Origin of the sequence: Pseudomonas sp. AA-38, from assembly GCF_029457475.1 — a bacterium.
Lineage (GTDB): Bacteria > Pseudomonadota > Gammaproteobacteria > Pseudomonadales > Pseudomonadaceae > Aquipseudomonas.
Genome location: NZ_CP120359.1, coordinates 4,706,421 through 4,719,849, shown reverse-complemented (window position 1 = coordinate 4,719,849; position 13,429 = coordinate 4,706,421). Strand labels below are relative to the sequence as shown.

At 64.3% G+C, this 13,429-nt stretch carries 16 protein-coding genes; 6 read left to right on the top strand and 10 right to left on the bottom strand.

Annotated elements, in window-relative coordinates:
- The first annotated feature begins 205 nt into the window (after positions 1 to 205).
- Complete coding sequence (locus PVE35_RS21735) at positions 206 to 1,105, top strand: AEC family transporter (RefSeq protein WP_268179159.1); 900 nt, start codon at positions 206 to 208, stop codon at positions 1,103 to 1,105.
- A gap of 34 nt (positions 1,106 to 1,139) precedes the next feature.
- Here PVE35_RS21735 and PVE35_RS21730 read toward each other — a convergent pair whose 3' ends face one another.
- The 7 genes from PVE35_RS21730 to PVE35_RS21700 form a co-directional block, all read right to left on the bottom strand.
- Positions 1,140 to 1,439, bottom strand: coding sequence for a putative quinol monooxygenase (locus PVE35_RS21730; RefSeq protein WP_268179158.1), 300 nt, complete (start codon positions 1,437 to 1,439; stop codon positions 1,140 to 1,142).
- Entirely contained in the window at positions 1,436 to 2,122 is a 687-nt protein-coding gene (locus tag PVE35_RS21725; RefSeq protein ID WP_268179157.1) for a type 1 glutamine amidotransferase domain-containing protein, read from the bottom strand. The genes PVE35_RS21730 and PVE35_RS21725 overlap by 4 nt, the downstream gene beginning before the upstream one ends.
- Before the next feature lie 68 nt (positions 2,123 to 2,190).
- Positions 2,191 to 2,721, bottom strand: coding sequence for a hypothetical protein (locus tag PVE35_RS21720; protein WP_268179156.1), 531 nt, complete (start codon positions 2,719 to 2,721; stop codon positions 2,191 to 2,193).
- Between the two features lie 138 nt (positions 2,722 to 2,859).
- Entirely contained in the window at positions 2,860 to 4,125 is a 1,266-nt protein-coding gene (locus tag PVE35_RS21715) for an Hsp70 family protein (protein WP_268179155.1), read from the bottom strand.
- Between the two features lie 139 nt (positions 4,126 to 4,264).
- Positions 4,265 to 5,239: a lysylphosphatidylglycerol synthase domain-containing protein gene (locus tag PVE35_RS21710; protein ID WP_268179154.1), complete on the bottom strand. Its 975-nt coding sequence runs from the start codon at positions 5,237 to 5,239 to the stop codon at positions 4,265 to 4,267.
- A gap of 224 nt (positions 5,240 to 5,463) precedes the next feature.
- Positions 5,464 to 5,901, bottom strand: coding sequence for a YqaA family protein (locus PVE35_RS21705; RefSeq protein ID WP_277372948.1), 438 nt, complete (start codon positions 5,899 to 5,901; stop codon positions 5,464 to 5,466).
- Between the two features lie 17 nt (positions 5,902 to 5,918).
- Positions 5,919 to 6,638, bottom strand: a complete 720-nt coding sequence (locus tag PVE35_RS21700; protein ID WP_268179152.1) for a VC0807 family protein — start codon at positions 6,636 to 6,638, stop codon at positions 5,919 to 5,921.
- Between the two features lie 228 nt (positions 6,639 to 6,866).
- Here PVE35_RS21700 and PVE35_RS21695 point away from each other — a divergent pair, with 228 nt between their 5' ends.
- From PVE35_RS21695 to PVE35_RS21675, 5 genes are all read left to right on the top strand, one after another.
- Complete coding sequence (locus tag PVE35_RS21695) at positions 6,867 to 7,631, top strand: transporter substrate-binding domain-containing protein (protein ID WP_277372947.1); 765 nt, start codon at positions 6,867 to 6,869, stop codon at positions 7,629 to 7,631.
- Positions 7,624 to 8,619, top strand: coding sequence for a type II secretion system F family protein (locus PVE35_RS21690; protein ID WP_277372946.1), 996 nt, complete (start codon positions 7,624 to 7,626; stop codon positions 8,617 to 8,619). The genes PVE35_RS21695 and PVE35_RS21690 overlap by 8 nt, the downstream gene beginning before the upstream one ends.
- A 152-nt stretch (positions 8,620 to 8,771) precedes the next feature.
- Entirely contained in the window at positions 8,772 to 9,635 is an 864-nt protein-coding gene (locus tag PVE35_RS21685) for an oxaloacetate decarboxylase (protein ID WP_277374923.1), read from the top strand.
- An 85-nt stretch (positions 9,636 to 9,720) separates the two neighbouring features.
- Positions 9,721 to 9,987 (top strand): DksA/TraR family C4-type zinc finger protein, encoded by a 267-nt coding sequence (locus tag PVE35_RS21680; RefSeq protein ID WP_268179149.1) that lies wholly within the window; start codon positions 9,721 to 9,723, stop codon positions 9,985 to 9,987.
- 75 nt (positions 9,988 to 10,062) lie between these two features.
- Positions 10,063 to 10,506 carry a hemerythrin domain-containing protein gene (locus tag PVE35_RS21675; RefSeq protein ID WP_277372945.1) on the top strand — a complete coding sequence of 148 codons (444 nt, stop codon included), beginning with the start codon at positions 10,063 to 10,065 and terminating at the stop codon, positions 10,504 to 10,506.
- A gap of 194 nt (positions 10,507 to 10,700) precedes the next feature.
- On the opposite strand, the gene PVE35_RS21670 is transcribed toward PVE35_RS21675, so the two are convergent.
- The 3 genes from PVE35_RS21670 to urtD all read right to left on the bottom strand — a co-directional run bounded on the left by PVE35_RS21670 (position 10,701) and on the right by urtD (position 13,427).
- Positions 10,701 to 11,459, bottom strand: coding sequence for an SDR family NAD(P)-dependent oxidoreductase (locus tag PVE35_RS21670; protein WP_268179147.1), 759 nt, complete (start codon positions 11,457 to 11,459; stop codon positions 10,701 to 10,703).
- Between the two features lie 345 nt (positions 11,460 to 11,804).
- Complete coding sequence (urtE, locus tag PVE35_RS21665; protein WP_268179146.1) at positions 11,805 to 12,503, bottom strand: urea ABC transporter ATP-binding subunit UrtE; 699 nt, start codon at positions 12,501 to 12,503, stop codon at positions 11,805 to 11,807.
- Between the two features lie 114 nt (positions 12,504 to 12,617).
- On the bottom strand, positions 12,618 to 13,427 hold the full coding sequence (gene urtD / locus PVE35_RS21660; RefSeq protein ID WP_277374922.1) for an urea ABC transporter ATP-binding protein UrtD: 810 nt from the start codon (positions 13,425 to 13,427) through the stop codon (positions 12,618 to 12,620).
- Between the last annotated feature and the right edge of the window lie 2 nt (positions 13,428 to 13,429).

The following is a 13,429-nucleotide window of genomic DNA, read 5'->3' as shown; positions in this document are numbered from 1 at the left end:
CGGATAAGAACTTGACTGGCCTGATAGTGAACATCGATGGCCGCAATACTTGATCAGAGCGCTCTATCTCGAGCCTTTCGGGTGGGCGCTAAGTACTTGCGGCGATGCAGCCGGCATCGCAAGTGCGAGGTTCGCAGCGTATGCTGTGCGGCCTTTCGGGTCGCTTGCGATCCGTTTTCCTGCAATGATTGAGGCTGCTTCATCGATGCTTGCGGTACAGGCGATCCTGCCGATCTTCGCCCTGATCGTGCTCGGCTACGTGCTGGGCTGGCGCCAGTGGCTCAATGCCGAGTCGGTCGCCGGGCTGGCCAATATCACCTTCAAGCTGTTCATGCCGACGCTGCTGTTCACCGGCATCGCCAAGGCGCATCTGGCCGAAGGCCTGTCGCCGATGTTGCTGCTGGGCTACTACCTGCCGGTACTGTTTGTGTTTGCCCTGGTCAACGGCGTCGCCCACTGGCGACGTGGCCGTGCCACGCCGCTGGGCCTGGTGGCTGCGTTCTCCAACAATGTGCTGGTGGGCATTCCGCTGGTCACCAGCCTGATGGGCGCTGCCGGTCTGGTGTACGTGTTCGCCATCCTGGTGTTCCACAGCCTCACGCTGTTTTCCCTGCAGAGTTTCTATGCGGCCTTCGGCAGTCAGGAGCGGGTCGATGGCCGCGCGCTGCTGAAGAACCTGGCCAACCCGATGATCATTGGCCTGCTGCTGGGTGCGCTGCTGAACCTCTCCGGCTTGATGGTGCCGGACAGCCTGTGGCGCGCGGTGACCTGGCTGGGGCAGGCGGCCTTGCCCTGCGCGTTGATCGTGCTCGGTGCCAGCCTGTCGCGCTATCGCTTACGGCCAACCCTTGAGGCCTGGGGCGTGGCGCTGGTCAAGCTGCTGCTGTTCCCGGCCCTGGTCTGGACGCTGACTGGCCTGTTGCCGGGGCTCAACGATGCCGCGCGCACGGTGCTGGTACTGCTGGCGGCCTGCCCGAGCGGGGTCAACGTGATGGCCTTTTCCCGCACGGCCGAGGATAACCGCAGCGTCAGCGCGGCGATCTCCCTGTCGACGCTGCTGGCCGCCGTCAGCCTGCCGGCCTGGATGATGTTGATGGGGTTCTGAGAGCGGGCGCCATTCTAGGCGCCCGCCGGGCGGATCAGGGCGCCAGATCCAGCGGCAGGCTCAGCTTCACCTCGGGCGGGCTGGCCAGCCAGGCGGCGGTACGCTGGCGGTAGTCGGCGTAATGCGCACTTTGTCGGTGTGCCTCCACCGCCTCGTGATCCACGTACAGCTCATAGAGGTCGAAGGTGCCCGGCGCACCGTCGCGCTCGAACAGGTCGTAGCGCAGGTTGCCGGGCTCACTGCGGCTGGCACTGACCATCTGCTGCAACGCCTGCAGCACCGCGTTGCGGTGCTCGGGCTTGGCATGAATGCTGGCGAAGATGGCGATGCTCATGCGCGCGCCTCGAGCAGGGCGAGCAGGGCTTCGGCGCTGGCCTCGGAAGAAGCCGGGTTCTGCCCGGTGACCAGCAGGCCGTCGACCTCGACATGGCTCTGCCAGTCATCGCCGCGGGCATATTGACCGCCGTTGGCCTTGAGCATGTCTTCGACCAGGAAGGGCACCACCTGGGTCAGTTGCACCGCGTCCTCTTCGCTATTGCTGAAACCGGTGACGCGCTTGCCGGCGACCAGCGGCTTGCCGTCGCTGCCCTTGACGTGGCGCAGCACGCCAGGCGCGTGGCAGACCGCACCGACCGGTTTGCCGAGTGCCAGGAAACCTTCGATCAGGGCGATGGAGTCGGGGCTTTCGGCCAGATCCCACAGCGGGCCATGGCCACCTGGGTAGAATAGCGCATCGAAGTCTTCGGCGCGCACCTGCGCCAGCGGCAGGGTATTGGCCAGGTCGCGCTGGGCTTCGGCATCGCCGGCAAAGCGGCGGGTGGCCTCGGTCTGCGCGCTCTCGTCATCGCTCTTCGGGTCGATGGGCGGCTGCCCGCCCTTGGGCGAGGCCAGGGTCAGCTGGGCGCCGGCATCCTTGAAGCAGTAGTAAGGTGCGGCGAACTCTTCCAGCCAGAAGCCGGTCTTGTGGCCGGTGTCGCCGAGGCGGTCGTGGGAAGTCAGTACCAGCAGAATCTTCATGAGGATTTCCTTGCGGTTTGGGCTGATCGAGTAGCTTTAGTGACTACTCGTGGTGACGGGTGTTCCGCTCAGTCGTCCAACCCTTCCTGCAGCGCTTTTAGCGCGGGTGCAGCGTAGATACCCACTTCCACCGCCAGTTCCAGCACCCGTGGCAGGTCGTTGGCGTACACCAGCACTGCCTGCAGCTCGTCGTCCAGTGGCTCGCTGAAATCCACCAGTACGTAGCCGCCGGTTTCCGGCGACAGCGCCGAGAGCTGCACCTGAATGCGGTTGAGCGCCTTGAGTGGTTCGGTCTTGGCCAGTTGCTTGGGCTTGAGCACGAACTGTACCTGCGGGCCGAAAGATTCGGTGATGCGCTGGAACAGCTCTTCATAGCTGTCGGCCTGGAACAGCACGGTGTCCGGCAGACTGCCGACCACCACCCACTCGCCCAGCGGGATGGGGAATTCGTCGTCGTAGTTGACGTCCGGGTTGGCGGCGAGGAAGGCAGCCGGGTCGGCGTAGGCCTGCGCGGCTTCGTCGGCGATGCGGGCGATCTCGTCCTCGGGCAGGCAGCCGGAGCTTATCTTGGCGATCAGTTCTTCCAGCTGGGCTTTCATCAGGCTATTCCTCGGGTATGGAAGGGGCGGCAAGAATATCATCGCCTGGGTAGGGTGCGCCGTGCGCACCAGGGCATCGGTAATCGGTGCGCACAGCGCACCCTACGATCCGTGGCAGGACCGACGCGCAGCAGATCGTCACCCGTAGCGCTTCTTGGCCTCGATGGCCAGGCCACTGCCGATGCTGCCAAAGGTATTGCCCTCCACGCTGCGCGCCTTGGGTAGCATGGCGGCCACGCTCTGGCGCAGGGCCGGCACGCCGCTGGAGCCACCGGTGAAGAACAGCGTGTCGACCTGATCGGCGGCGATGCTGGCATCGGCGAGCAACTGCGTGAGGCTGGCGCGGATGCGTTCGAGCAGTGGCTCGATGGCCTCCTCGAACAGCGGCTGGGTCAGCTCGGCGACCAGGCCCGGCTCTACGCGCGACAGGTCGATGGGCCGTGCGTCCTGTTCGCTCAGGGCGATCTTGCTGTCTTCCACCTGCATCGCCAGCCAGTGCCCAGCACGTTGTTCGATCAGGGCGAAGAGGCGGTCGATGCCGGTGGCGTCGACGATGTCGTAGCGCATGTTCTGCAGGGCTAGCTGAGTCTTCTGTGCGTACAGCGCGTTGATGGTGTGCCAGGTGGCCAGGTTGAGGTGGTAGCTGGTGGGCATGAAGGCATCGCTCTTCATCCGGCTGCCGTAGCCGAACAGCGGCATCACTCCGGCCAGCGAGAGCTGCTTGTCGAAGTCGGTACCGCCGATGTGCACGCCGCCGGTGGCGAGGATGTCGCCCTGGCGCTCGGCCAGGTGGTGGCGCTGCGGGGCCAGGCGCACCAGGGAGAAGTCCGACGTACCGCCGCCGATGTCGACGATCAGCACCAGCTCTTCGCGGTCGAGGTTCGACTCGTAGTCGAAGGCCGCGGCGATGGGCTCGTACTGGAAGGACACTTCCTTGAAACCGAGTTTGTGCGCCACGGCCACCAGGGTGTTCTGCGCCTCCTGGTCGGCGGCTGGGTCGTCGTCGACGAAGAACACCGGGCGGCCCAGCACCACTTCCTCGAAGGCACGTTCGGCCTGAGCTTCGGCGCGCTTTTTCAGTTCGCCGATGAAGAAGCCGAGCAGATCCTTGAATGGCAGAGCACTGCCCAGCACCGTGGTTTCGCTCTTCAGCAGCTTGGAGCCCAGCAGGCTTTTCAGCGAGCGCATCAAGCGGCCTTCGTAGCCCTCCAGGTACTCGTGCAGGGCCAGGCGGCCGTAGACCGGGCGGCGCTCCTCGGTGTTGAAGAAGATCACCGAAGGCAGGGTGATCTTGCCGTCTTCCAGAGGCAGCAGGCTGTCCTGGCCTGGGCGAAACCAGCCGACGGTGGAGTTGGAGGTGCCGAAGTCGATACCGCAGGCGCGGGCGGGAGTAGAGAAGGACATGGTGCAGACCGCCAGAAAGATTGCCGGGATGAATGACGACGTCGCATGGCGACGACCCGGAGGGTGGCTGCCAACGAGGGCAGGCCACGAAAACGGCCGCGCATTCTATGTCAGCGCTGCCGTCATCGCGAGTCGTGATTCAGGAGGGCAGATTGGCGCTGCTTTGTCGTGCCTTCCACTGACTCCACTCGAAGCCCAGTACCACCAGCAGCGACAGGGCGAACGGCAGCAGCAAGTAGAACACGCGGAACACGATCAACGCCGCCAGCACATCGGCGGCAGGCACTTCCGGCATGGCGGCGAGGAAGGTCACTTCCAGCACACCCAGGCCACCGGGCGCATGGGACAGCAGGGCCAGCGAGAAGGAGGCGAGGAACACACCCAGCACCACCAGATAGCCAGGGTGGTTGTCGGCAGGCAGGGCGAAGTAGATGATCGCCGCCGCGCACAGCAGCTCCAGTGGGCCGGCCAACAACTGACGGCCGACGATGCGCAGGCGCGGGTACTCGACATGCAGCTTGCCCAGCGTCCAGGGTTTGAACTGGCGCCAGGAGCCCAGCACGTAGAGACCGACCAGCGTCAGCAGGACGCTGCCGATGACCACCGATACCAGTGGTGTGACGTTGGCGACACGGTGCACCAGATCCGGCTGGGCGATCAGCACGCAGCCGCTGGCCAGCAGGGTGCCGATGGCGAAGGTGAAGGAGCAGAAGACGATGAGGATGCCGATTTCCTGCGGCGTCAGGCCCTTGCTGCGGTAGGCGCGGTAACGCACCACCGCGCCGGAAAACACCGAGGCGCCGATGTTGTGCGCCAGCGCATAGGTGGTGAAGGAGCACAGGGTGATGAAGCGCCAGGGAATCCGCTTGCCCAGGTGGGCCACGGCGATGCGGTCGTACCAGGCCAGCGCCCAGTAGGCGCCCAGGGTGGCGGCACCGGCCAGCAGCCAGCTGATATGCGAGATGGCTTCGAGACTGCCTTTGATCTCGTGGATGGAGATATTGCGCAGTTCGCGGTAGAGCAGGAAGCCGGACAGCACCACAGCGCCAAGACCGATCAGCGTCCAGATCAGGTCGCTGCGTTTCAGTTTGGGTTTGGCTTCAACAACGGACACTACAAATCCTCGATCGAGAGCCCCGAGGCGTTTGACGGGGCCTTGAGCCTTGGCCGGGCTCGATGATGGCGGGCCTTGTGGGCCGATCCTGCAGCGCCCGCGAATGGATTCTGCCTGCATGGCGCGGTGCGCAGTATCACGGAGCCGCGTCCGTTGCTCAACTGCAATACGCGTCATTGGCGTAACCCCGTATGTCCATGCAGCCTGTGTGGACGCGAAACAGCTTACAACCAGGCCAGGGTGAGTACGGCCAACACGGCATAACGAGCGCTCTTGGCCAGGCTCACCAGCAGCAGGAAACGCCACAGCGGCTCGCGCATCACGCCGGCCACCAGTGTCAGTGGATCGCCGATCAGCGGCATCCAGCTCAACAAAAGCGACCAGCGGCCGTACTTCGCATACCAGCCCTGAGCCTGTGCCAGGCGGGCGTTGCTGACCGGAAACCAGCGTCGCCCCCGGTAATGTTCCAGTGAGCGGCCCAGCAGCCAGTTGACCCAGGAGCCCAACACGTTGCCCAGGGTGGCAACCGCCAGCAAGGCCCAGGTGGCGTGAGCGCCACCGAGCAGCAATGCCACCAGCACCGCCTCGGATTGCAAGGGCAACAGGGTGGCGGCGCCGAATGCCGAGAGAAATAGCCCCAGGTAGGCCGAGGTGAACAACATGGCCCTGGCTCAGCGGTTCAGGACTGGCGCTCCTGATTGGCCATGATCTCTTCCAGGCTCAGCCCGGTGAGGCCATGGATGGTCTTCCACAGATAATAGAAGATGGCCATGAGCATGATCATCGAAGGAATGGCGATCATCGGGTAGCTGAGCAGGGTCATGCGCCCCAGCTCATCGTTGAAGGCCTCGGTGCCGGACGGGCTGACCACTATCCACTTGGCCAGTACGTAGTTCATGAACGAGGAGAAGAAGAAGGTGCCGCTGAGCCAGTAGGTGGCGCGCATCAGCCGCGTCTCGAAATGTTCGACATGGCCGCCCTGCTCGAGCCGTTGATGGATCTTGTCGACGTTGAGCACCGTCTTGTTGAATAGAAGAGTGCGGATCAGCGGGTAGCGGGTGCGTGTCGACACCAGCACGGCGATGCCGATGATGCCCGGAATGGTCGCCTCCTTGACTGCCAGCCACTGAGTGCTGAGATGCAACAGGCCGATGCCGCCGGTCAGCGCCACGCTGATCAGGCCGAGCAGGGCGATGAAGTTGAATTTGCGGTACTTGATCAGCTCGAAGGCGCCCCAGCCCAGTGGGAAGGTCAGGGCCAGGAGCAAGGCACCATCGGGCCCCAGACGATGTTCAGCGCTGAGCTTCATCAGGATGAACGAGGGGATCAGGATGCTGATGGCCAGGTCGATCAACGGGCGCGGCTTGTGGGTCGGGGTCGAGCTGTCTGTGGTGGTCATGGCGAACGAAAGACGAAAAGGGGCACTGATCATCGCCCGAGCGGGCGCATAGGGCCAGCCCGGCCGTCGTCGCGAGTGTGAAAAAATGTGCACACTGACAGTTTGTGGACAGTTATGGCAGGCTTGGCCGACCGATCATAAGGCCTGGCTCGGTGGGATGACGCTTGCAGCGCAGTGGCCTATCATCCAGTTTGTTGTCGAGCATCGCTCAGGTCAGTGACACACTCTATGTTCAAATCCGTCGTATGTGCCGTCCTCCTCTGCTGCTGTAGTGCTGCGAACGCTGCTGGCGAATTGCGCCTGTACACCGAGGACAACCGGCCTTACGGCTTCCTCGAGGCGGGCAAGCTCGATGGCATGACCGTGCAGGTGGTCAAGGAGCTGGTACGCCGCAGCGGCCAGCCTGCGCAGATCGAGCTGGTGCCCTGGACGCGTGGTTATCATCAGGTGCAGCGTGAGGCTGATGCAGCCTTGTTCCCGGTCGTGCGCACGCCGGAGCGCGAAGCGCTGTTCCAGTGGGTCGGGCCAATTGTTGTGGGACGTACCGGCTTCTACAGCCGGCGCGCGGACAACATCCGCGTGCATAACCTCGACGATGTGCGCCGCTTGGGCACTTTGGCAGTGCCCAAGCAGTGGTATATCCATGAGCAGTTGCTGATGCTGGGCATGGACAACCTGCATGGGGTGTCCAAGCCTTCCGACATGGTGCGTCTGTTCCATCATGGACGGGTGAAACTGATCGTGGCCAATGACCTGATTCTGGAGGCGCTGTTGGCCGGGGAGGGCATGAGCGTCGACCAGGTGCAGTGGCAATTCGACCTGATGCCCAATGCCTCCTACATCGCTTTCTCCAAGGCGGCTCCGCCGGAGCGGGTCGCACGCTGGCGACAACTGCTCGCTGGCATGCGTGCCGATGGCAGCCTGGAGCGTCTCTATCGGCAGTGGTTTCCCCACGCCGACGAAGCGCACGTCGCCGCGTTGCTGCATGAGTGAGCGGGCCTTGCCCTTGCAGGCGCGCGCCCGGCTGTTTGCCCATCTGGCCGCCATGGAGCGTGCCGGTGTGCCGCTGGATCGAGCCCTGGCCAGCCTGGCGCTGGGTGCGCGGCAGGCGCGGGCACTGCAGCGCCTGCGTCAGCTCGTCGGTGCCGGGCGTGATCTGGCGGTTTCCGGCCAGCTAAGTGGCGTGTTCACGCCGCTGGAGGCCAGCCTGCTGCGCGCCGCGCAACAGGCCGGCGGTCTGGCGCAAATGCACGAACAACTGGCTCAACGTTATGCCGAGCAGGTGCAGCAACTCGCGGCCCTGCGTGCGCGCCTATGGCTGCCGGCAGGGGTGCTGCTGCTGGCCCTGATCGTCCAGCCCCTACCGGCGCTGGTGGGCGGTTCGCTGAGCCTGGCCGGCTACCTGGCATGTGCATTGTTGCCGCTGCTGAGCTTGTTCGGCCTGTATCGCCTGGTGCCTGTGGCGTGGCGGCGTTGGCAGCAGCGGCGCAGTGTGCAGCCGGGCCGTTTGGATGATTTTCTGCTGGCACTGCCGCTGCTCGGCACGCTGCAGCGCAAGGCCGACCTGCGTAACTTCTGCGATGCCCTGGGCCTGCAGCTCGAGGCCGGTATCGCCGTACTCGATGCCTTGCCGCGAGCCTGTGGCACCATGAGCAATGCGCGCCTGCGGCGGGATTTCGCCACTTTGGCACCACGCATCCAGGCCGGGCAGTCGCTGACGCAGGCCTTGATCGCCCTGTCCTTGCCGGGGCAGGGCATGCTGACGGCCATGCTCAACAGCGGCGAAGCAACTGGGCGGCCGGGCGAGGCGCTGCTGCGCTTTGCCCGGCTACAGGCTCAGCAGCTCGCTGCGCGGCAGCAATGGCTGGCCGTCTGGTTGCCACGTCTGTTCTACCTGGCCGTCGCCGGCTGGATGGCCTATTCCCTGATCGACAGTGGCGCTTTTATCCCCCGGCTGCCGGCGGAGCTGGCTGGCCGGTAAATTGCTGGCAAGACGCCCAGGAAACATCGCTGACGTGACTGCAATGGTGCGACGAAAGCCTGGCGCAAGTGCCTTGCGCTAGCATTGGTCACGTCTACGCGATTACTAAAAAGAGCGATTCAACCGACTTTGGAATACGCCCCATGCCCATCTTGCAACGTGCATCCCATCATGAGCTGCGCAGTGCCTTTCGTGCCCTGCTGGCTTCCGAGCGCTGCTACCACACCGCTTCGGTCTTCGACCCCATGTCCGCCCGTATCGCCGCCGACCTCGACTTCGAGGTCGGCATTCTCGGTGGTTCCGTCGCCTCTCTGCAGGTGCTCGGCGCACCGGACTTCGCCCTGATCACCCTCAGCGAATTCGTCGAGCAGGCCGCGCGCATCGGCCGCGCGGCGCGCCTGCCGGTGATCGCCGACGCCGACCACGGTTATGGCAATGCGCTCAACGTGATGCGCACCGTGGTCGAGCTGGAGCGCGCCGGCATCGCCGCGCTGACCATCGAAGACACCCTGCTGCCGGCGCAGTTCGGCCGCAAATCCACCGACCTGATCTCGGTCGAGGAGGGCGTGGGCAAGATCCTCGCGGCCCTGGAGGCGCGCGTCGACCCGGATCTGGCCATCATCGCCCGCACTCACGCCGGCGTGCTGGAGGTGGACGAAGTGATCCAGCGCACCCGCGCCTACGAGGCGGCCGGCGCCGATGGTATCTGCCTGGTCGGGGTGAAGGATTTCGCCCATCTGGAGCAGATCGCCGAAGGCCTCAAGGTGCCGCTGATGCTGGTCACCTACGGTAACCCGGAACTACGCGACAACCAGCGCTTGGCCCGTCTGGGCGTGCGCATCGTGGTCAACGGCCACGCCGCCTACTTCGCCGCGATCAAGGCCACCTACGACTGCCTGCGCGAGCAGCGCGGTGCCCAGCCCTGCGACCTCAATGCCACCGAGCTGACGCACAAGTACACCATGCCCGAGGATTACATCCTCTGGGCCAAGGAGTTCATGGAAGTGCGCGAATAAGCGCAGAGGCGCCTGCACGAACGGCACTTGCACTTCGCCGACATTGGGCGCATATCATGGCCCATGCAGGCGAGGAGGCCGGAACATGGCAGGTGGTTGGGCAAGTGACAGCGCGGTGCAGGAACAGATCGACAGCAGCATCGAGGACGCCGTCGCGCGTGCCCGTAGCCAGTTGCCGAAAGGCGAGAGTCTGCACCGCTGCGAGGAATGTGACGCGGTGATTCCCGAAGCCCGTCGCCAAGCGATTCCCGGCGTGCGCCTGTGCGTCAATTGCCAGGCCGAGGTAGACAAACAGCAAGCGGCCAGCAGTGGCTACAACCGCCGTGGCAGCAAGGACAGCCAGTTGCGCTGAGCAAGCGATGCGGCACCTATCTTTTCATTGATGGTCTAGTGCTACTAAGACCGTGACCGAATAAGAGGTGCCTGCATGACGATTTTCGAAGCCCTGCGCATCAGCCATGACATCCAGCGCAAGCTGGCGCAGAAACTGGTCGCTACCCATGGCGATACGGCCGAGCGGCATGCCTTGTTCGCTCAGCTCAAGCAGGAGCTGGCCGTGCATTCGGTGGCTGAGGAGCGGCACTTCTATATTCCCCTGATGCAGCAGGAAGCGGGCGTCGATCTGTCTCGCCACGCCATTGCCGAGCATCACCAGATGGACGAAATGATCGAGGATCTGGAGGAAACCGACCCCAGCAGCCCCAGTTGGTTGGCGCAGGCCAAGGCACTGGCCGAGAAGGTCGAGCATCACCTCAAGGAAGAGGAGCAGCGCTTTTTCCAGATGGCCGGTAAGCTGCTGCGCGACAAGGAGAAGGAGCAGTTGGCCGGTGAGTATCTCAATGCCTACGACGAGCTGAAGCAGGCGTCCTGATGGCCTGGTGAGGTCTGTCGCAGCCCGCTAGCCCTTCGTTGCACCTTTCGATGTGCATGTCCGCCAATTGGACTGGGCTGGCTTAGGGGGGCGTTCTCTGCGTGCGGCCCTCTCCGCTGGCCAGTTGCGCTGCTCCGTCCGGCTCTGCCCCCGTGTATGCAAGGGGGCAGACTTTTCGCGGGTAAATCCCACCTTCAATCGCGGTCTACGGCGAAGGCCGACCAGGCCTGGCGGCTGGGCATGATTTCCAGGCGGTTGATGTTGATGTGATCCGGCAGGGTGGCGACGTAGAAGATCTGCTCGGCGATGTCCTCGGCGCTCAGCGGTGTGGTGTTGCCGTACAACGCGTCGGAGGCGGCCTGGTTGCCCTTGGTGCGTACCAGGGTGAATTCGGTCTCGGCCATGCCGGGGGCGATGTCGGTGACGCGCACGCCGGTGGACACCAGGTCGCAGCGCAGGTTGAAGCTGAACTGTTTGACGAAGGCCTTGGTGGCACCATAGACGTGGCCGCCCGGGTAGGGCCATTCGCCGGCCACCGAACCGATGTTGATGATGCTGGTGCCCTTGCCGATTTCCAGCAGCTTGGGCAACACGGCGTGGGTGACGTTGACCAGGCCGGTGACGTTGGTGTCGATCATGGTGTGCCAGTCTTCCAGGGCCACCTTCTGCGCCGCTTCCGGGGCCAGGGCCAGGCCGGCGTTGTTGACCAGCACGTCGATGCGCGCGAAGGGCGCCTGCAGGCCGTCGACCAGGGCCTTCACCGCAGCGGCATCGCGCACGTCCAGTTCGGCGATGTGCACCGGCACCTTGTCCTGCAGCTCTTGCTGCAGTGCCTCCAGTCGCTCCAGGCGCCGACCGCTGAGCACCAGGGCCCAGCCGGCCTCGGCGAAGCGTCGTGCCGCGGCGCGGCCAAAACCGGATGTCGCGCCTGTGATGAATGCCACCTTGCTCATGGATAACCTCATTTCGCTGTTAGGGTGTATGGCCTGCTTGAGCCTGGGCTGTCGGGCGCATGCCGGGCCGTGCACTCGCCCCGTTGCACCAGGGGCAGGGCGCAAGTGTAAGACCTTAACCGAGTCGCTGCGCTCACAGTTGGCCGCAGATTGATGCGGACAGTTCGAGGAACCTGCGTACTCGCTCGGTTGCGGGGGAGGCGCCTGTGGTTCCGCAACGATTGCCGAGGATGGTGTCTCGAAGGGCATCACTGCGCAGCTCAGGAGTCTGGAGGCGAGCTTGCCCTACAGGTGCGCAATGGTGGACAGAAAGAGCGTTGCCAGGCTGAGCGGGGGGGAGCGGGGCTAGATCGCCACCAACCCGCGCACGCCCTCGGCTTCCATGTTGGCGCCACGGCCCTGCTGGACGATCTCGCCCCGGCTCATCACCAGATACTGGTCGGCCAGTTCGGCGGCGAAGTCGTAGAACTGCTCCACCAGCAGGATGGCCATGTCGCCGCGAGCGGCGAGTTTCTTGATCACCGCGCCGATCTCCTTGATCACCGAGGGCTGGATGCCTTCGGTGGGCTCGTCGAGGATCAACAGGCGCGGCTGGCTGGCCAGGGCACGGCCGATGGCTAGCTGTTGCTGCTGGCCGCCGGAGAGGTCGCCGCCTCGGCGATGCTTCATCTCGCGCAGCACAGGGAACAGTTCGTAGATGAATTCCGGCACGGCCTTGGCCTGGCTGCCGGGAAAGCGCGACAGACCCATCAGCAGGTTCTCTTCCACCGTCAGGCGGCCGAAGATCTCGCGGCCCTGCGGCACGTAGGCGATACCGGCTTGCACGCGCTGGTGTGGTTTGTAGGCGGTGATGGCCTTGCCTTCCCACTGCACGTTGCCGTCCTTGGCCGGGATCAGGCCCATCAGGCATTTGAGCAGGGTGGTCTTGCCCACGCCGTTGCGGCCGAGCAGGCAGGTGACCTCGCCGACCTTCACGTCGAACGACAGGCCACGGAGGATATGGCTGCCGCCGTAGTACTGATGCAGTTTTTCGACTTGGAGCATGACTTCAATTCCTCGTTCTTGGAGCTGCAAGCTTCAAGCTGCAAGCCACAAGTAAAAGCGGCACGGGGCCTGCTTCTACTTGCAGCTTGAGGCTTGCAGCCTGTAGCTGGCGCGTCAGCGCCCCAGATAAACCTCGATCACCCGCTCATCGTTCTGCACCTGCTCCAGCGAGCCTTCGGCCAGCACGCTGCCCTGGTGCAGTACGGTGACGTGGTCGGCGATGGAGCCGACGAAGCCCATGTCGTGCTCCACCACCATCAGCGAGTGCTTGCGCGCCAGTGACTTGAACAGCTCGGCGGTGAACTCGGTCTCGGCGTCGGTCATGCCTGCCACCGGCTCGTCGAGCAGCAGCAGGTGCGGCTCCTGCATCAACAGCATGCCGATTTCGAGGAACTGCTTCTGGCCGTGGGAGAGCAGCCCGGCCGGACGGTTGCGCGAGGCTTCCAGGCGAATGGTATTGAGCACTTCCTCGATACGATCCTGCTGTTCGCCGCTGAGCTTGGCGCGCAGGCTGGCCCATACCGACTTGTTGGTCTTCTGCGCCAGCTCCAGATTCTCGAACACCGTGAGCGCCTCGAATACCGTGGGCTTCTGGAACTTGCGGCCGATGCCGGTCTGGGCGATTTCCACTTCGCTCATGCGGGTCAGGTCGAACTGCTCACCGAAGTAGGCCACGCCGCTGTCCGGGCGGGTCTTGCCGGTGATCACGTCCATCATGGTGGTCTTGCCAGCGCCGTTGGGGCCGATGATGCAGCGCAGTTCGCCGACGCCGATGTACAAGGTCAGGTCGGTCAGCGCGCGAAAACCATCGAAGCTGACGTTGATGTCTTCCAGGGTGAGGATGGTGCCGTGGCGCACGTTGACGCCCTTGCCTAGCACGGGGCGAGTGTCCAGTGCGCTGGGATCCAAAGCGGCTTCGAGCATGG

What these genes read in the sequence shown, in the direction of transcription:
- PVE35_RS21720 (WP_268179156.1), bottom strand. Translation starts at nt 2,721, where the DNA reads ATGAAAGCCCAGCTGGAAGAACTGATCGCCAAGATAAGCTCCGGCTGC.
- PVE35_RS21695 (WP_277372947.1), top strand. Translation starts at nt 6,867, where the DNA reads ATGTTCAAATCCGTCGTATGTGCCGTCCTCCTCTGCTGCTGTAGTGCT.
- urtE (WP_268179146.1), bottom strand. Translation starts at nt 12,503, where the DNA reads ATGCTCCAAGTCGAAAAACTGCATCAGTACTACGGCGGCAGCCATATC.
- PVE35_RS21680 (WP_268179149.1), top strand. Translation starts at nt 9,721, where the DNA reads ATGGCAGGTGGTTGGGCAAGTGACAGCGCGGTGCAGGAACAGATCGAC.
- PVE35_RS21725 (WP_268179157.1), bottom strand. Translation starts at nt 2,122, where the DNA reads ATGAAGATTCTGCTGGTACTGACTTCCCACGACCGCCTCGGCGACACC.
- PVE35_RS21735 (WP_268179159.1), top strand. Translation starts at nt 206, where the DNA reads ATGCTTGCGGTACAGGCGATCCTGCCGATCTTCGCCCTGATCGTGCTC.
- PVE35_RS21675 (WP_277372945.1), top strand. Translation starts at nt 10,063, where the DNA reads ATGACGATTTTCGAAGCCCTGCGCATCAGCCATGACATCCAGCGCAAG.
- PVE35_RS21670 (WP_268179147.1), bottom strand. Translation starts at nt 11,459, where the DNA reads ATGAGCAAGGTGGCATTCATCACAGGCGCGACATCCGGTTTTGGCCGC.
- PVE35_RS21730 (WP_268179158.1), bottom strand. Translation starts at nt 1,439, where the DNA reads ATGAGCATCGCCATCTTCGCCAGCATTCATGCCAAGCCCGAGCACCGC.
- PVE35_RS21705 (WP_277372948.1), bottom strand. Translation starts at nt 5,901, where the DNA reads ATGTTGTTCACCTCGGCCTACCTGGGGCTATTTCTCTCGGCATTCGGC.
- PVE35_RS21690 (WP_277372946.1), top strand. Translation starts at nt 7,624, where the DNA reads ATGAGTGAGCGGGCCTTGCCCTTGCAGGCGCGCGCCCGGCTGTTTGCC.
- PVE35_RS21700 (WP_268179152.1), bottom strand. Translation starts at nt 6,638, where the DNA reads ATGACCACCACAGACAGCTCGACCCCGACCCACAAGCCGCGCCCGTTG.
- urtD (WP_277374922.1), bottom strand. Translation starts at nt 13,427, where the DNA reads ATGCTCGAAGCCGCTTTGGATCCCAGCGCACTGGACACTCGCCCCGTG.
- PVE35_RS21715 (WP_268179155.1), bottom strand. Translation starts at nt 4,125, where the DNA reads ATGTCCTTCTCTACTCCCGCCCGCGCCTGCGGTATCGACTTCGGCACC.